This is a genomic window from Ectobacillus ponti (assembly GCF_024294785.1).
Taxonomy (GTDB): Bacteria; Bacillota; Bacilli; order Bacillales; family Bacillaceae_G; genus Ectobacillus; species Ectobacillus ponti.
This window is the reverse complement of the sequence record NZ_JANCLT010000003.1, coordinates 171,938-188,446: the sequence shown is the minus strand read 5'-3', so window position 1 is coordinate 188,446 and position 16,509 is coordinate 171,938. Positions and strand designations below refer to the sequence as shown.

Annotated in this window: 17 protein-coding genes and 1 other annotated feature; of the genes, 4 read left to right on the top strand and 13 right to left on the bottom strand. The window is 51.1% G+C overall.

The window, feature by feature from the left end; all coding sequences use genetic code 11:
• Window positions 1-231: 231 nt before the first annotated feature.
• Complete coding sequence (locus NK662_RS07080) at window positions 232-618, top strand: DUF3899 domain-containing protein (protein WP_438503601.1); 387 nt, start codon at window positions 232-234, stop codon at window positions 616-618.
• A 46-nt stretch (window positions 619-664) separates the two neighbouring features.
• Window positions 665-880: a binding site (T-box leader), on the top strand.
• Window positions 881-929: 49 nt separating this feature from the next.
• Window positions 930-1,919 (top strand): tryptophan--tRNA ligase, encoded by a 990-nt coding sequence (gene trpS / locus NK662_RS07075; protein ID WP_254758216.1) that lies wholly within the window; start codon window positions 930-932, stop codon window positions 1,917-1,919.
• Window positions 1,920-1,998: 79 nt separating this feature from the next.
• Here the strand turns inward: trpS and NK662_RS07070 are convergent, their stop codons facing one another.
• From NK662_RS07070 to NK662_RS07035, 8 genes are all read right to left on the bottom strand, one after another.
• Window positions 1,999-2,160 carry a hypothetical protein gene (locus NK662_RS07070; RefSeq protein WP_254758215.1) on the bottom strand — a complete coding sequence of 54 codons (162 nt, stop codon included), beginning with the start codon at window positions 2,158-2,160 and terminating at the stop codon, window positions 1,999-2,001.
• A 69-nt stretch (window positions 2,161-2,229) separates the two neighbouring features.
• Window positions 2,230-2,976 (bottom strand): YjbA family protein, encoded by a 747-nt coding sequence (locus tag NK662_RS07065; protein ID WP_254758214.1) that lies wholly within the window; start codon window positions 2,974-2,976, stop codon window positions 2,230-2,232.
• 191 nt (window positions 2,977-3,167) lie between these two features.
• Window positions 3,168-3,968 carry a DUF2268 domain-containing putative Zn-dependent protease gene (locus tag NK662_RS07060; RefSeq protein ID WP_438503600.1) on the bottom strand — a complete coding sequence of 267 codons (801 nt, stop codon included), beginning with the start codon at window positions 3,966-3,968 and terminating at the stop codon, window positions 3,168-3,170.
• 71 nt (window positions 3,969-4,039) lie between these two features.
• Entirely contained in the window at window positions 4,040-5,275 is a 1,236-nt protein-coding gene (gene fabF / locus NK662_RS07055; protein WP_254758213.1) for a beta-ketoacyl-ACP synthase II, read from the bottom strand.
• Window positions 5,276-5,302: 27 nt separating this feature from the next.
• On the bottom strand, window positions 5,303-6,235 hold the full coding sequence (locus NK662_RS07050; protein ID WP_254758212.1) for a beta-ketoacyl-ACP synthase III: 933 nt from the start codon (window positions 6,233-6,235) through the stop codon (window positions 5,303-5,305).
• A 381-nt stretch (window positions 6,236-6,616) separates the two neighbouring features.
• Window positions 6,617-6,811: a ComZ family protein gene (locus NK662_RS07045; RefSeq protein ID WP_254758211.1), complete on the bottom strand. Its 195-nt coding sequence runs from the start codon at window positions 6,809-6,811 to the stop codon at window positions 6,617-6,619.
• 78 nt (window positions 6,812-6,889) lie between these two features.
• Entirely contained in the window at window positions 6,890-7,711 is an 822-nt protein-coding gene (locus NK662_RS07040; protein WP_254758210.1) for an NAD-dependent epimerase/dehydratase family protein, read from the bottom strand.
• A 64-nt stretch (window positions 7,712-7,775) separates the two neighbouring features.
• The gene (locus tag NK662_RS07035; protein ID WP_254758209.1) at window positions 7,776-8,510 is read right to left on the bottom strand and encodes an alpha/beta hydrolase family protein; all 735 of its coding nucleotides are present in this window, start codon (window positions 8,508-8,510) and stop codon (window positions 7,776-7,778) included.
• A 153-nt stretch (window positions 8,511-8,663) separates the two neighbouring features.
• Here NK662_RS07035 and NK662_RS07030 point away from each other — a divergent pair, with 153 nt between their 5' ends.
• Window positions 8,664-8,855 (top strand): YjzD family protein, encoded by a 192-nt coding sequence (locus tag NK662_RS07030; RefSeq protein ID WP_254758208.1) that lies wholly within the window; start codon window positions 8,664-8,666, stop codon window positions 8,853-8,855.
• Window positions 8,856-9,369: 514 nt separating this feature from the next.
• Window positions 9,370-9,735, top strand: coding sequence for a DUF4259 domain-containing protein (locus NK662_RS07025; protein ID WP_254758207.1), 366 nt, complete (start codon window positions 9,370-9,372; stop codon window positions 9,733-9,735).
• 174 nt (window positions 9,736-9,909) lie between these two features.
• Here the strand turns inward: NK662_RS07025 and arr are convergent, their stop codons facing one another.
• The 5 genes from arr to NK662_RS07000 form a co-directional block, all read right to left on the bottom strand.
• Window positions 9,910-10,332: an NAD(+)--rifampin ADP-ribosyltransferase gene (gene arr / locus NK662_RS07020; protein ID WP_279663845.1), complete on the bottom strand. Its 423-nt coding sequence runs from the start codon at window positions 10,330-10,332 to the stop codon at window positions 9,910-9,912.
• Window positions 10,333-10,775: 443 nt separating this feature from the next.
• The gene (locus tag NK662_RS07015) at window positions 10,776-12,065 is read right to left on the bottom strand and encodes a Glu/Leu/Phe/Val family dehydrogenase (RefSeq protein WP_254758205.1); all 1,290 of its coding nucleotides are present in this window, start codon (window positions 12,063-12,065) and stop codon (window positions 10,776-10,778) included.
• Between the two features lie 245 nt (window positions 12,066-12,310).
• Complete coding sequence (locus tag NK662_RS07010) at window positions 12,311-13,426, bottom strand: M20 metallopeptidase family protein (protein WP_254758204.1); 1,116 nt, start codon at window positions 13,424-13,426, stop codon at window positions 12,311-12,313.
• Window positions 13,427-13,444: 18 nt separating this feature from the next.
• The gene (locus NK662_RS07005) at window positions 13,445-14,896 is read right to left on the bottom strand and encodes an amino acid permease (protein ID WP_254758203.1); all 1,452 of its coding nucleotides are present in this window, start codon (window positions 14,894-14,896) and stop codon (window positions 13,445-13,447) included.
• A gap of 233 nt (window positions 14,897-15,129) precedes the next feature.
• The gene (locus NK662_RS07000) at window positions 15,130-16,473 is read right to left on the bottom strand and encodes a sigma-54 interaction domain-containing protein (RefSeq protein WP_254758202.1); all 1,344 of its coding nucleotides are present in this window, start codon (window positions 16,471-16,473) and stop codon (window positions 15,130-15,132) included.
• Window positions 16,474-16,509: the final 36 nt, after the last annotated feature.

The following is a 16,509-nucleotide window of genomic DNA, read 5'->3' as shown; positions in this document are numbered from 1 at the left end:
AATTATCAGTCATTAAGCCTCTACTCTTTTCATTATACATACTAGAAAAGAATTGTGAATAAAATTTTTATATTTTCCTGAAAAATTTTTATAAAATAATTTATTTCATAATTTTCTTGTAATTATTTGCTTTTTTGTGTGAAAATGCGGTTATAGTGCCAGTAGTCTTTCTCCGAAACATTATAGTATAATGGTGATACTATTTTTCTGATAAGCTGGAGGGAGTTATCCTTGAACGAAACACTTACGCGTACCGGTTTGCTGGCGCTGTTGGCCGCTGTCATGTCCGCTGTGGCTGCCGTCTTGGCAGACGGCGGGTTTCTGCTGCATTTTGTCAACAGCATGTTCTATATTGCCATGCCGCTTGTGGTTGTCGGCGGCTTCATGTTTCTGATTGAACGCGGCTTTTTCAATACTACACGCTATGCCTTCCGCAAAGTCTTTAAACGGACGAACAGCAAGGCTGCTTCCTTGATTGAGGAAGCAGAACCGAGAAGGCTGGACGATGATGAAATTCTGTTCCGCAGCTATTCGTTCCACTGGACAAAGCCAATTCTTGGGACAGGCCTGCTTCTGGCGGCTGTTTCCATGATCATCAGCTTTTCTGTTCTCGTCTAGTTGCATCTTTTGTTTGATTTGCTATAATGTGTTATAAAACAACATATTTCATGCGATGAGAAAGAAGAGTACATGTGGTGGCCTTTTCAGAGAGCTTGTGGTTGGTGCGAACAAGTAACGGCGCGATATGGAATGGGCTTTTGAGCAGCAACCCGAAATCGACAGAGAGTAGGCCTTGCCGTGTTCCCCCGGCGATAACGGGGCAGAGTGATTTTGTAATTCAAAATAATTAGGGTGGCACCACGGTCCATTCGTCCCTACTACAGGCGACGGATGGGCCTTTTTTGCATTCTATTAGGAGGTTTTTTATTATGGCGGTTATTTTTTCAGGCATTCAGCCGAGCGGCACGATTACCATCGGCAACTACATTGGGGCGATGCAGCAATTTGTGGAGCTGCAAAACGAGAACGATTGCTACTTCTGCGTCGTGAATCAGCACGCCATTACGGTTCCGCAGGATCCTGTGCAGCTGCGCAAGAACATCCGCAGCCTCGCTGCCCTGTATCTCGCATGCGGCATTGACCCGGAGAAGTCCACATTGTTTGTGCAGTCTGAGGTTCCGGCGCACGGGCAGCTTGGCTGGATTATGCAATGCATCGCCTATGTCGGTGAGCTGGAGCGCATGACACAATATAAGGATAAGTCCAAAGGGAGAGATGCGGTATCGGCGGCACTGCTGACCTACCCACCGCTGATGGCCGCGGATATCCTTCTGTACAACACAGAAATCGTGCCAGTCGGCGATGACCAAAAGCAGCATATTGAATTGACGCGCGATTTGGCGGAGCGCTTCAACAACCGCTACCGTGAAGTGTTCACCATTCCGGAAATCCGCATGCCAAAGGTCGGCGCGCGCATTATGTCCCTGACGGAGCCGACAAAGAAGATGAGCAAGTCGGACCCAAATCCGAAGTCCATGATCAGCCTGCTCGATGATCCGAAGACAATTGAGAAGAAAATTAAGAGTGCGGTGACTGATTCTGAAGGAATCGTCAAATTCGATAAGGAAAACAAGCCGGGCATTTCCAACCTGCTCACCATCTACTCCTCCTTCAGCGGCAAGACTGTAGAGGAGCTGGAAGCACAATATGAAGGACAGGGCTACGGCGTATTCAAGGCTGACGTCGCCCAGGCTGTTGTGGAAGGTTTGCGCCCGATCCAGGAGCGCTACGAGGAGCTTCTTTCCTCGCCGGAGCTGGATGAAATTCTCGACAAGGGTGCGGAGAAGGCAAACTACGCAGCGATGAAGCAATTGCGCAAGGTAGAGAATGCCATGGGACTCAGCAGAAAGAGACGCTAATATTAATGAAAGAAGACGCAGCACACGCTGCGTCTTTTTCTGTCTGAAACCATTCAGATTCATTCATTCTCCAACAGGACTATCGCTTTTTCTTCGTTTGGCGCAGCTCTTGGATCATCCGTTCACGCTCTCCGCCATCGGAAAGCTCCTCGGAGAACTCATGGTTCTGCTGTTTCGCGTACCGGTACTGACTTGCCGGCATATGATTGTTCGGCGCTGCCTGTTCATTCCAATCTCCCATCATTTTGCCTCCTTTCCGGCTAAATAAAAAGGGATGTGCCGCCCTCTTAGGCTTCCACATCCCTTATGCTTAATTCACTTTCGGTTCCTTTTCCATTTCCCACAGCTTTTCAAAGAATGGCTGCCCCTTTACAAGGCGCTCGCACAGCTGCTCATGCTTCTGCGTCCAGCCATATTTGGCCTCTTCATATAAGCGGGCCCATACATCTTCAAACGGCAGGCTTTGAATATCCTGATAAGCGCTTGGATCCCATTCTGTGTACCAATAACGAATTTCTGCGGCGTTCCGGGTTGTATGCAGCTGGTCTAGTGCCATGAACAACAGTTGCTTGAGCTGTCTTTCCTTTCGTGTCAAACCGCTCATCATGTAAGGCGAAGGAGATAGAATATGATGTTCTTTTTGCTGTGATGCCGACCGGTATTCGTACTTTTCCGCTTCCACGTTTGCAAGCATATCATACACCATCTGCTCCTGGCGCGGAATCAGGCGGCTCTTGCGGATTGGGATATTGTAGCCGATTGTATCCACTGCCAAGATGCCAGTGCCGTCCGAGACAACGAAGCAGTAGTCGAGCTGGATGCGCTCATGATTTTTACGGATATACGCCTTTTGATAGATATCCTCCATCAGCTTCGGCGGCAGCTCCAGCAGTTCATTTTCGATATAATGGAACAGCTCGGAATCCACCTTCACTAATGGAACCTGGTCGAGCAGTTCAATTGTGTCATCCTTGCGCCACTCGAAGAAATGACAGACGTTATAGCCGTTCTCTTCACCTTCAAACCAGTTTACCCATACGTCATGCAGATACAACATGTCTTACCCCTCACTTCACAACTGTTTGTACATACCATTATGGTCAGGCGTTCCGCAATTTATTCCATGGGAGGAAATATATTGAATTACGTCTATTTCTATTTTTCCTGTCCGTTTCCTTTTTTATGCAGGGGCCTGTTTTTCTCTCCTTTCCCTGCCAGGTCGGCAAAAAACGTACAAAACGCCCTTTTTCAAGGGCGTGTTTTAGCAAAAGACGGAGCCTGCTGTAAAATTTTTTCCGCCGGCGTGCCCAGCAGCTGCCGGGTGGTATACCGATTCTCCTGCATACATTCTTCTACTATATAAAATCCAACCGCATAGCCAAGCATGCGCGGATAAATATGCAGCCCGTTCAGCAAATCCTCGTGCTTGCGCGTGCCTCTGCCCACCTGCTGAAATTTTTCCAAATAGGTGGACCAGAGCTTCACGGCTTCCTCCTTTGTATAGTAGGAAACCCAGGCTGCGTGCCGCTCCGAACCATGCCGCTCCCGCACTGCCGCTTCCGCCAAGCCTTCCATGATCATCGAGTCCAGCAGGGTGCCGTCATGCTCCTCTGCCGGCAGCTGCTGCAGCCGGCATACATGATGATACTCATGTGTCAGCACCGCCTTCAGCTCCTCCAGCTCATTCCGGCTTGACACAAATATGAACAGGCAGCCAGGAAATGCCAGCCCGCTTTTTCCGCCGTATTCCCGCTGAATCCGGCGATTGTAGGCGTCTGACGGAAAAATATAGACCGGAATGTCCGGGCCCTGCAGCCAGCGGCGCAGCTCCTGGTACTCCCGCCGCAGGCCGCGCCAAATCCCAGCCTGCTGCAGCTCCTTCACTTCCTCCAAGCCGCCCGGAACCGGCCGGTACATCCCGCGGGCGGCCAGAAAGCGGTAGATGTGCGAAGGCGGCAGCGGCACATGGTCTCGCAAACGCTGTTCACAAAGCTTTGCCGGGTCCTCGTACTGCTCCCGCAGCCATTCATCTGTTGGCATAATTCCCAATGTCTCTTCCCCCCTTACTTATCTATATGAAGAAAAAACAAAAACGCGCAGCCTGGCGCTGCGCGTTGGAATTACTCGTATTTCTTGAACACAAGAGCGGCGTTATGTCCGCCAAAGCCAAGGGAGTTGCTGAGTACAGCGCGAACCTCCTGATGTCTCGCTTTGTTCGGCACATAGTCCAGGTCACAATCCGGATCTGGTGTTTCATAGTTGATGGTTGGCGGAATAATACCTTCCTGAATGGCTTTTACCGAGAAGATGGCTTCCACCGCGCCGGCTGCGCCAAGCAAGTGGCCTGTCATGGATTTCGTGGAGCTGACCGCCACCTTGTAGGCATGGTCCGCGAACACTTCCTTGATTGCCATTGTTTCAAACTTTTCGTTTGCTTCTGTGCTTGTGCCGTGGGCATTGATGTAGTCAATGTCCTCCGGCTGCAGGCCGCCGTCAGCCAACGCCTGGCGCATGGCGCGTACGCCGCCCTCGCCGCCTGGTGCCGGCATCGTGATATGGTGCGCATCGCCTGTCGCGCCGTAGCCCACGATTTCCGCATAGATATGCGCGCCGCGTGCCAACGCGTGCTCCAGTTCTTCCAGGATGATAATGCCTGCACCCTCGCCCATTACAAAGCCGTTGCGGTCCTTATCGAACGGACGGCATGCCTTTGCCGGATCTTCTGTGAAGGAAAGAGCCTTGGCAGAGCTGAAGCCCGCAAATGCCATTTGCGACAGCGGTGCCTCGGCTCCGCCTGTAACCATCGCAACCGCATCGCCACGCTGAATGACCTTGAAGGCGTCACCGATGGAGTTCGCGCCGGAAGCACATGCTGTTACCGTACAAGAGTTGATGCCTTTGGCGCCAAGCGCAATGGATACCTGACCGGCTGCCATGTCCGGGATCATCATTGGCACGAAGAACGGGCTCACGCGGCGCGCGCCTTTTTCGAGCAGTGTCTGGAACTGGTCCTCGAAGGTTTCCATGCCGCCGATGCCGGAGCCGATCCACACGCCGATGTGCGGCGCGTTTGTTTCATTGATATCGAGCTTTGCATCCGCAACAGCCATTTTCGCTGCTGCAACCGCATATTGTGTGAAGCGGTCCATACGGCGCGCTTCCTTCTTATCCATATAATCTTCCGGAGAAAAGTCCTTAATTTCCGCCGCCACCTTGGCAGGGAACAGATCCGGGTTCAGGCGCGTCAGGCGGCCGATGCCGGAAACGCCGTTGATGACGCTGTGCCATGCTGCTTCTACGTTATTGCCTACAGGAGTCAACGCTCCCAATCCTGTCACTACCACACGCTTCTTCATATTGTACGATACACTCCTTTTCTGTGATTATCTGCCCCAGCGGAGCGCCACTGCCCCCCATGTCAGTCCGCCGCCGAAGCCGACGAGCACAATCAAATCCCCGTCTTTAATTTTACCGTTTTCCAGCTCCTCCACAATCGAAATTGGGATGGAGGCCGCTGATGTATTGCCATATTTGTGTACTGTTTTGCTCATTTTCTCTACCGGAAGCTCCAAACGCTGCCGGGAAGCTTCCATAATGCGGATGTTTGCCTGATGCGGCACCAGGAAGTCCACATCCTCTTTCGTCAGGCCCGCCTTCTCCAGCACGTTCATGCAGGAATCGCCCATCTGGCGAACCGCGAACTTGAATACTTCGCGGCCGTTCATGACGATATAGTCATTTTGATACAGATGCGGTGCCCCGCGGCCGTCCGCGCCAAGCTCGAAGGACAGAATGCCGCGCCCCTCTGACACAGGGCCAAGCACGGCTGCGCCGGCACCGTCGCCGAAGAGAACCGCCGTGTTACGGTCTGACCAGTCTGTAATCTTGGACAGCTTTTCGCAGCCGATCACGAGCACATGCTTATACACGCCGTTTTGGATGAACTGCTGTGCTGTAATCATACCATACATGAAGCCGGCGCAGGCCGCACTGATATCCATCGCCGCCGCTTTATGTGCTCCGATCCGCTCCTGCACTAAGCAAGCCATGGATGGAAACGGACTGTCCGGCGTTACAGTTGCCACCAAAATTAATTCAATTTCCTCGGGAGAGATTCCTGCATTCGCAATGGCCGCCTTGGCCGCAGCTGTCGCCATGTGGGACGTGTCCGTGCTGTCATCCGCAATTCGGCGCTCCTCAATGCCCGTTCTTGTCCGGATCCACTCATCCGATGTATCTACAACCTTCTCCAGATCGTGGTTGGTCACCACTTTCTCAGGTACAAAACGTCCAATTCCCCAAATACCTGCGTTCATCTGAATCCCTCCGTTTTTATATCAATTCTTATGACTTGGTACTAATTTTACCGGAGCGGGTTCATTTTGTCTACACCGAAATGTGGAGCCGGCTTGCTCAGCCCACAGAAGGGAGGTTCTGGCCACTAAAGGGCGCTTTTTGCCCTTTATGTGGACAGGTTCTACCTGGCAGTGGGCTAGCCGGCGCAACTGGACACTACGAAATGCGGAGGCAGCCCGCTTAGCCATCAGAAGGGAGGTTCCTGACCCTGAAAGGCGCTTTTTGCCTTTCTGTGGGCAGGGTTCTACCTGGCAGATGGCTGGCTGCCGCAGCTGGACACTACGAAATGCGGAGGCAGCCCGCTTAGCCATCAGAAAAGGTAAAGCCGGCACAGTGCCGGCTTACTTCGCTTGCTCAGCCAACGCTTCGCGGCGGCCCAGCTCATATGCATCATTCATGACCTTCATCAGCAGCTCCAATACTGGCTGCGCCTTGCTCATATCAAGCGGCACGCCGCTGCTCTCCAAAAGCGCCTTCGCTTCCGGCAAATGCTGCATCGCCAGCTGTAAAAATTGCATGTTCCGTTGCTGTTCCATATGTACATGACTCCTTTGGTTCAAAGTATGTCTCCATTATAACGCAGTTTCCCCGGAAACTGAAAAAAAGATGCCGCATTACGGCATCCGCTCATACAAGTGCTGATATTGCTGCAGATGCAGCCGCTGCCGGCGCAGACCCTCCTCCAAGGCCGTGCGCGGCTGATACGGATACACCCGCGCGCCCGCCCGCCTGCCGTGCTTCTCCCCCGGCGGAACGGTTCCGCCCAGCAGCCGGACTCCCGCTTCCCACTGCTGCGGCTTGCCGCTGCTGAGATGGTACAGGCCCTCCAGGCTGCCTGTGCCCATCTCGTGCAGACAAGCCGCCGCGTCATCCACATATACAGCATCCGATCCCTGCTCCCGATGGTCCGCATTCCCCCCGCTCAGCAGCCGATGATAAGCCATGAAGGCAGGCTGCCACGGTCCATACACCACCGGCATCTGCAGAATGCCATAATGCTGCAGCTCCTGCTCCACCTGTTGCTCCAGGCTGTAAAAAAAACGGCCATTCTCCGTCGCCGCTTCCCTCTGGGCCTCCACAGAGGATAAGAGAACCAGCTTCTTGGTGTGCGTCTTGCAGAAGTCAATCAGCTGCCGCAGCAGGCGCTCCACCCGCTGCCCGGCCGCAACGCTGCGCTGATTTGGCTCCGCCGCGCACATGTACACCATTTGGCCGCCGTGCCTTCTCATTTCTTCTATATAAGACTCCTGGAAAGAGCGATACGTAAAGGCGGCATTCCGCCCGACGCCCAGCAGCTTCTCCTCGCTGACAGCCGACATGCCCGCAATCTCTTCGAAATCAAGCCCCAGCACCTCATTCCCTTCCTCCAGCAGCCGTTCGACAAGACAATATCCGACAAAGGTCAAAGCTCCCGCGACAATGGCTCTGTTTGTCATTCCTTCACCGCTTTCTATGTATAATCATGAAAAAGGGCAGCTCTCCATGGCAGGCCGGCCGCCTTCATAGAGAGCCCTCATATCGCCGAAAGAACTGGACAATCGAGTTCGCCAGCTTCACCCTGGCATCCTGCAAATGAAAGGAGAGCGACACATCGCAGCCCTCCTGCAGCCGTTTCGCTTCGAAATCACGGTGTATCGTCTTCCGCTCCTTCCGCTCATGTGTCGGCACAAACAGCTTTACCGGCACACAGGAAGGGTGGTGATGGTAGGACTTGCAGGCAACTGCATCGGCCAGCTCTTCCTCAGATACACCGTAAGCCTCCTGCAGCTCGCGAAGCAGCCGTTTATAGAAGAATTTATGCTCCCGTTCCAGCCCGATATGCAGCGGCAAATCCAGGCAAGGGTTCAGCAGGACGGCTGAACGGATGCTGCTGCTCATCTCGGACATAAGCTCCAGGGCAGTCAGCGCGCCCATCCCTTCTGCTACTATATGAATCTGTTCATTCAAAATTTCCTTTTTCATGACAATATGATACAAGCGCTTGGCAAGGCGCAGCGCCTTGTCGCTTCCCCAATGACGGCCGTATAGATTGGAAGAGAAGACCGTGTATCCCGCGCGTCGCAGCTCCTCCAGCAGCAAGCTCTTGCCCGGATGCTGCACCCATGAACTTGTACCGTTCTCGATGGAGTAGTTGACATCGCCAATGAGCAGCACCCCGAACCCGTTCGGCTTCTCCGGCAGATGGATGACACATGGCTCTTGTTCCAGAAAGAAGTAACGTTCCCGTATTTCCATACTATCCCGCCTTACGTACCAGCGTTAAGCTTCCTTCTATAATGTATGTCGAATGGATGAAATTGTCCGAGTCAAGGGGAAAATATTTTCTGTCCCGCCAGAAAATTTGTGTTACAATAGGTGGAGATTGACTGAGTAAAGGAGTGAACAAGCATGCGTTTTGTATGGGCTTTCATCTGGAGCTTCCTGCTTGTGCAAATGATCAGCTATGTAATCGGCGCAATGACAGGCAACGAGTATAACTTCGCAAATGCCTCCATTATGTCCGTTGTGTTTGCGGTGCTGGTAATCGCTATTGGTTCTTTGATCCCGAACGATCCTGTGCCTCACCACGAGCATCATTAAACGAAAAAGCCCGCAGCCGCGGGTTTTTTTATGTTGCTGTAACCAGAGGCAAGGCAACATGAACATCCTCTTGGCACCCAGCTGTTTCACAACTCTTGTTATGTTTTACAACACAGAGTCAATCAGGAAATCCCAGCTTTTCTTGATGCTCATTTTTCATAGATGAGCGCGGAAGCTTTCTCCCTCAATATCCCCGCACCCTTCTGCTGCCCCCAATTTGCACGGTCAAGTCTTGGACTATAGCTCACACACCCTCGCCTCCCAGTTTTCATGTGATTTTCTCCCTTTCATTTATGGCGCTATATTTTGGCACTGATTCAATCCTTGATTTTATTAGGGAATTTTCAAATGCAACTACTGTTAAGCTATGGAACCGCAGGAACAGAATGGGGACACAAAAAACAGTCGTATTGGCTATTTTTTTAACGTAACATGGTCGTCAGCGGTAATTTTCATGTAGTATAATTGAATTGAAATATGACCTGAATTCTTAAGGGAAAAGGGGAGTTACTAAATGGGGGCATGGGGAACTGGCATTTTTGATAATGATACAACCTGTGATGTCAGAGATGATTTCTATGAATTATTAGAAGAAGGTTTGTCTGTTGAAGAAGCAACAAAAGAAATATTGAATACACATTTAGAAGATCACGATGAGGAAGAGGATTTAGAAGTAGTATCTTGGGTATATACCGGGCTTGCAGCTGCGCAATTGGAAAAAAATCTACTTCAAGAAGAGGTACGAGTAAAAGCTCTTGAATTGATTGATAAAGGCGCAGATTTAGAGCTTTGGGCAGAAGGTGGAGAAGATGAGGATTTTGAAGAAAGAAAGAAAATTCTGAATGAACTCAAATCAAAACTAATACATGCTAATACATAATTAAAACAAAAACGGAGGATGTTATTCCCCGTTTTTGTTTACATAACATCCGCTATTGGCAGTTGGTTAATCATTGTGTTTCAAGCAATGTCATCTGCTCACGTTTCTGTAACTCTTCTTGTGTAATCTGAACCCTACCTATGCTAAGATTGTCAACCACTGTATATCTGTGGATTAATCGTATATTACAAATTTCCCTTCTTCACGCAGCTTATTTATAGCTGCAATCATGTGATTTATTTGTTCTTCGGAATGTCTTTCCCATGAACCTAATTCAGCTATTATCTTCAATGGTGATTTAGATCTATAGGAGCGTGTTGGATTCCCGGGAAATTTCTTGTCAGTTACGTTCGGGTCATTTTCAAATTCACCTAATGGTTCTACAATATAAATTTTTTCTTGGGATTTAGATGTTGCTAATTCAGCACCCCATTTAGCAGCGTCTAATGTTGCGGTAAAATAGATATAATTGGATTTTTTATCTTGGTAATTAGATAAGTGTTGTGGCTGTAGCAAATCACCAATCTTCAGTTCCGCTTTAGTACCATGGAAAAAAGGACCATTGTCTAAGACCTCTTTTTTGTCGTCCACATTCATCCCCCCTATTTTTAGGTTTGCATATAAACACTATAGTGTTGAATCTATAAAAAGAATAGCCTATAAATAATTTATGCCTAATGATATAATTTAAGTAGAGAATAATACCACTTCCCTCTTCATCCACTCCCACTTCCCAATGTTTGTTTCTACCTTCGCTTACCCATCTTTAAACCAATATATTCTTGTCTACCTCCTTCTTCTAATCGCGCCATTAATTTTGAAAAAACAATTTATTCAGATTTTTAGATGTATCTTTTATTCATGATAGGTAGACATAACGCAACATTATAGGCAGTGAATTTTTCCTCGAAACACAATAACGGCAAGGGTTAGGGATCCCTGCCGTCGGTATCATCTATACAACTTTTTATACATGCTTGATATCACTGCGTTTGGCAGCAGGGGCTATTCCCGCAGCCTGCCTGAGATTCCCCGCCGGCTTAAATCCAGCCACGGAACCGGGAAGCCTCCGCCATCTTGCGGACGCCAACCATGTAGGCTGCCAATCTCATATTGACCTGATGGATATGAGCCGCGTCGTAGATTTTGTTGAAGGACTCCACCATCACCTTTGTCAGCTTCTGCTCCACCTCTTCCTCAGTCCAATAATAGCCCTGCTGGTTTTGCACCCACTCAAAATAAGATACCGTCACTCCGCCGGCACTGGCCAATACGTCAGGTACAAGCAGGATGCCCCGGGACGTCAAAATCTCTGTTGCCTCCAGAGTCGTCGGCCCGTTTGCCGCTTCCACCACGATAGAAGCCCGGATGCGGGGGGCGTTTTCCGCTGTGATCTGATTGGAAATCGCCGCCGGCACAAGAATATCACAATCCAGCTCCAATAATTCCTTGTTCGTAATGGTATGCTGAAACAGCTTTGTTACTGTGCCGAAGCTGTCACGGCGGTCCAGCAGGTCATCAATGTCCAGGCCTTGCGGATCATATAGTGCGCCGTAGGCATCGGAAATGCCGATTACCTTTGCACCGGAGTCATACATGAACTTGGCGAGATAGCTGCCGGCATTGCCGAAGCCTTGGATGACGACTCTGGCTCCCTGCAGGGATATACCCTTCTTCTTCACCGCTTCCTCAATACAGATGGTCACGCCTCTTGCGGTTGCCGTCTCGCGGCCGTGCGATCCGCCCAGCACCAGCGGTTTCCCGGTAATAAAGCCCGGGGAATCAAACTCGCGGATGCGGCTGTACTCGTCCATCATCCAGGCCATAATCTGCGAATTCGTGAACACATCAGGCGCCGGAATATCCTTCGTCGGCCCGACAAGCTGGCTGATGGCCCGCACGTAGCCGCGGCTCAGGCGCTCCAGCTCCCGGAAGGACATCTCCCGCGGATCGCATATGATGCCGCCCTTGCCGCCGCCATACGGCAAATCCACGATGCCGCACTTCAGGCTCATCCAAATAGACAAGGCCTTCACTTCATCTTCGTTGACCTCCGGATGAAACCGGACACCACCCTTGGTCGGGCCAACCGCATCATTGTGCTGCGACCGATAGCCGGTGAATACCTTGACTGTTCCATCATCCATCCGCACCGGAATCCGGACCGTCAGCATGCGCAGCGGCTCCTTCAGCAGCTCATAATGCTCATCCGTATAGCCAAGCTTCTCAAGCGCCTCCCGAATGACGGACTGGGTGGATTGAAACAGCCCCAGGCCCTCCTTCTCAATCTCTGCTTGTCTTTGAAGATCCTCTACCGTATGTACCCCCATCTGTATACCCCTCTCTATGGCGCCGCCAGCTTTCCCGCATAGCCGCCTTTTTCACCTTTCTTATGTTGCAATAAGTGTACCAATCTTCAAAGTGCGGTTTTATCGCAAAAAGAGACCTTATACGCAAAATTATTTTGCTTTCAATGGATAAAATTTGCAGATATACGCAAATATATTTTGCACTCTCGTTTTCAATAACATCTGCAGCTTTGCCATAAAAAAAGTGCCGCACAATGCGGCACCCCTTATGTCTCAGCCAATCCCTTCAGCAGCTCTACAGCTGTCTCGATAATGTTATCGTTAAAATCAAACGCATAGCTGTGCAGGTGCGGATAGTTCTCGCCGTTGCCGACATACGTATACGCACCCTTGGTCAGCTTCGTATAGTGGCCGAAGTCCTCAGAGCCGCGGAACGGCTCAGACAGCTCAAGCAGCGGAATGCCCTTTTCCCGGCAAACCCGGCGGATTTTATCCGAGCTTTCCTTGTCGTTTGCGGTTTCCGGGAACTCATCCTGATAGGCAAAATGAAGCTGCAGTCCATACCGCCCTGCTTCCGCCGCTGCCAGCTCCTCTATCTTTTCCTGCAGCTGCTTCAGCTCTTCTTCATAACGGCCGCGCAGCGTGAGGCGCAAATCCCCTTTGCTGGCGCTGAGCCCAAACGACTTCCCGCCAATGTCCACGTGAACGACCGTGCACAGCACCTGCCCCTTGTAATCTGAAGAACTGATAAGCTCCGGAACGGCATCTATCACTTTTGCAAAAGCAAAGGCGGGATTGATGCCCTTCTCCGGCTCGCTCGCGTGGGCGGGCACCCCCTCCATATGAATGGTCATCCCTTTGGAGGCATAATGCGCCGTGCCGTCAATGACGTATACCGCATTCTCCTGGGAGCCGCTCATATTATGCCAGGCAAAAATCTCTTCAATCTCATTTTCCCCAATAAATACCGCGCATTCTGCTGCACCGTCGCCGGTTTCCTCGGCATGCTGGAACAAAAAAAAGATGTTGTTGTCACACCCGTTTTGCTCCAGCTCCAAAGCAAAGGCGCACAGGGCTGCCGAATGCCCGTCGTGGCCGCATTTATGGGAAACCCCGGGAATTTGCGAGGCATACGGCAAATCCAGCATTTCCTCCATCGGCAGCGCATCAAAATCTGCCCGGAAGGCAATGTTCCGTCTTCCGATTACGGAGCGGTAGACCGCGTAAAACCAGCGGCCCCGGTCCACAAGCTCCAAATGGGTATGCTCCTTTAGAAAATCCATCAGTCGCTGCTTCGTCCATATCTCGTAATTGGACAGCTCCGGGTGCGCATGCAGCTCATGGCGCAGCCGGACTGCCAGTTCCAAATTGTTCTTGTTCAATTGTCTGCTCTCCTTTTGCTAGTTTGATAGGTCGCCGGCTGCAAGGCGGGCCGGCTGTTCCCCCTCTGCTATATGAGCCTCCAAAAACGGACGGTACTCCGGCTCGCGCAGCCTTCCCTTGGCATGCAGATAAGCGCCAATCAGGAAATATAATACGAGCATGGGAGCGCCGATATAGAAGGAAAATCTTGTATCCGGGCTGTAGGCCGTATAAGCTGCGATGGCCGCCAACGCAACAAGACAGAGGATGGTCGGAAGCGGATATGCCCCCATTTTGAACTTCAGCTTCTCCACAGCGCCGCCATTCGCTGTCAGCCACTTGCGGAAGCGGTAATGGGCGAGGAAGCTGCCGAACCAGCCAAGCAAGGTGTTAAAGCCGGCAATCGAAACGAGCCAGACGAACACCTTATCCGGCGAAACGAAGTTTGTAATGAGGGACACCTGCCCGAGCACCAGCGTAAGAAGCACAGCATTTGTCGGAATGCCGCGCTTGTTTACCTTCGCCAAAGCCTTCGGCGCTTTACGTTCCTTCGACATAGCCACAAGCGTCCGGCTCAGGGCATACACCACGGAATTTGCCGCCGATGCTAAAGATGTCAAGATGACTATGTTCATCACGACCGCCGCACCCGGAATGCCGGCGAGACTGAACAAGCCGGCATAGCCGTTTGTCAGGACACTTACATTTTGATACGGCACGACCAACCCCATCACGGTAACGGAGCCGACATAGAGCAGCAAAATACGGAAAAAGATGGTGTTGATCGCTCTTGGAATGTTTTTCTGCGGTTCCTCCGCTTCTCCTGCTGCCGTCACAACGGTTTCAATCCCGAGATATGACCAGACCACTCCCGTCATCATCAGCACCACTGCCGAGAATCCATTCGGGAACATAGAGGCGCCATTCCAGTTGGACAGCCCGATAAAGCCTTGCTTGCCGACGATGCCAAACAGGACAAGCACACCAACAATGAGGAACACAATAATTGCAATGACCTTAATGCCGGCAAACCAATATTCCGCTTCTCCATACGATTTCACATCAATCATGTTCAGTCCCAGAATAATCAGGGAGAGAATGACACAAAAGATGCCTGGAGATATAGCTGGGAAAAATTGATTGAGAATCATCGCACCGCCCACAATTTCCGCGCCAAGACCAAGGAAACCGTTAATGCATAGGTTCCACCCGACCATAAATCCCAGCACAGGGTGCACAAACAAGCCGGAATACGTGGTGTATGCACCGGATACCGGCATGAAGGTGGACATTTCGCCAAGCCCCTTCATCAGTACATACACAAGAATGCCGATTGCAAGATACGCAATCGGTCCGCCCAAGGCGCCTGCCTTGGACACAACGTTGCCGGAAGCCAAAAACAGGCCTGTCCCGATGGTGCCGCCGATGGAAATCATGGTAATGTGGCGGCGCTTCAGTCCGCGTTGTAAATCATAATGTTGTTGCTCCATAGCTTCTCTCTCCTCCTCTCATAATGGCTTTGTCCCAGCAGCACATTGACAGATAATATAAGTGCTTTAGTCGGCCTGTGGGACAAACGCCACATCTACCTATAAAGCAAGTTTCATGCCAAGTTGTCAGAACTGTCACATATCAGCTTTCACAGGCTTTTCCTTATGCCGGACGCAGGATATTGTAAAATTTTTTTGACAATATGTAAAAAAGATCCTTCGCAAAGGATCTTTTACAGTCCGTATTTATCTATTTTATACTTCAGCAGCTGCTTGGAAATGCCGAGCTGCTCTGCCGCCAGTGTCAGCTTTCCGCCCGACCGGTGCCATTCCTGCTGTACAAGCTGCATTTCATATTGCTCCACAGCCTCCTTCAGTGTCGCTGGCGGGCATGCCGTCTCTTGGCGCGACTCCCTGATGCGGCGCGGAAGGTCTTCCAGCGTCATTTCATGAGAGGAAACGTTGTGATATGCGGTCTCGACCGCATTCCGCAACTCACGGATATTTCCCGGCCAATGGTACTGCTGCAGGCATGCCAGCACCTCAGGCTGCACGCTCTCGATCTGCATATTCATGCTGCTGTTATAAAAATGAATATAATGCCAAAGCAAAAGCTCAATATCCTCCGGCCGCTCCCGCAGCTCCGGCAAATCCAGCTGCACCACACTCAGGCGGTAATACAAATCCTCGCGCATCCGTTTTTCCGCCATCAGCAGCTCCGGGTCTTCATTCACCGCCGCGAGAATCCGGACATTCACATGAACCGGCCGGCCGCCGCCCACCCGCCAGATCGTTTTTTCCTCAATCGCCTTCAGCAGCTTCACCTGCAGGAAATACTCCATGGAGTTGATTTCATCCAAAAACAGCGTGCCGCCATCCGCCTCTTCAAACAGTCCCTTTTTATCCACTGCACCGGTAAAGCTTCCCTTGACTGTGCCGAACAGCACACTCTCCAAGAGGTTTGGCGGAACCGCTCCGCAGTTTAAGGAAACGAACGGGCTATTGAATCTGCCGCTCAGATTATGGATGGACTGAGCGACGATTTCCTTGCCTGTGCCTGTTCTGCCGACAAGCAGCACATTTGAATTTGCCGGCGCGACTCTTTCTATTTTTCGCTTGATGGCAAGCATGGCCGGGTTCGTTGTAATCAAGTCCTGTATTGTATACACTGTATTGTTCTTCCGGTATACCTTGTGCACGGCACGCTTATTGAGAGATTGGATATTATCCTTCTCGTAGTAATGCTTGGAAAATTCGATGGCACCGATGGTGGCGCCGTCCGCGATAATCGGGTAGGTGGAGCCTGTCAGCACAAACACATCCCCGCTTTTGGTCATCAGCTCCTGCCTCGTGTTGCACACAGCCTGTCCCGTTCTCAGCACGCTCATAATGGTGCTGTTTTCCATGGTCAAATTTTGATACATGGCCGTTACAGGCTGATCCATAAATTCCTCCGGACGCAGCCCGATTTCCTTTAATACGTTCAAATCCGCCAGGTCATAAAAAATAATGGTGCCATGCTGATCCGTGACGAGCACGTTTTCATACTCCCCCAGATGCCGAAGCTCCCCGTTCATCCGCCCACCCCCAGTGTTTGCCTGTCCTCTATTGTA

Bases quoted from the DNA above. Each gene is read 5' to 3' on its own strand.
- NK662_RS07065 (WP_254758214.1), bottom strand. From the start codon at position 2,976: ATGTTGTATCTGCATGACGTATGGGTAAACTGGTTTGAAGGTGAAGAG.
- NK662_RS07025 (WP_254758207.1), top strand. From the start codon at position 9,370: ATGGGGGCATGGGGAACTGGCATTTTTGATAATGATACAACCTGTGAT.
- NK662_RS07035 (WP_254758209.1), bottom strand. From the start codon at position 8,510: ATGGAAATACGGGAACGTTACTTCTTTCTGGAACAAGAGCCATGTGTC.
- NK662_RS07045 (WP_254758211.1), bottom strand. From the start codon at position 6,811: ATGGAACAGCAACGGAACATGCAATTTTTACAGCTGGCGATGCAGCAT.
- fabF (WP_254758213.1), bottom strand. From the start codon at position 5,275: ATGAAGAAGCGTGTGGTAGTGACAGGATTGGGAGCGTTGACTCCTGTA.
- NK662_RS07050 (WP_254758212.1), bottom strand. From the start codon at position 6,235: ATGAACGCAGGTATTTGGGGAATTGGACGTTTTGTACCTGAGAAAGTG.
- arr (WP_279663845.1), bottom strand. From the start codon at position 10,332: ATGAATGTGGACGACAAAAAAGAGGTCTTAGACAATGGTCCTTTTTTC.
- NK662_RS07005 (WP_254758203.1), bottom strand. From the start codon at position 14,896: ATGGAGCAACAACATTATGATTTACAACGCGGACTGAAGCGCCGCCAC.
- NK662_RS07070 (WP_254758215.1), bottom strand. From the start codon at position 2,160: ATGGGAGATTGGAATGAACAGGCAGCGCCGAACAATCATATGCCGGCA.
- NK662_RS07000 (WP_254758202.1), bottom strand. From the start codon at position 16,473: ATGAACGGGGAGCTTCGGCATCTGGGGGAGTATGAAAACGTGCTCGTC.
- NK662_RS07030 (WP_254758208.1), top strand. From the start codon at position 8,664: ATGCGTTTTGTATGGGCTTTCATCTGGAGCTTCCTGCTTGTGCAAATG.
- NK662_RS07015 (WP_254758205.1), bottom strand. From the start codon at position 12,065: ATGGGGGTACATACGGTAGAGGATCTTCAAAGACAAGCAGAGATTGAG.
- trpS (WP_254758216.1), top strand. From the start codon at position 930: ATGGCGGTTATTTTTTCAGGCATTCAGCCGAGCGGCACGATTACCATC.
- NK662_RS07040 (WP_254758210.1), bottom strand. From the start codon at position 7,711: ATGACAAACAGAGCCATTGTCGCGGGAGCTTTGACCTTTGTCGGATAT.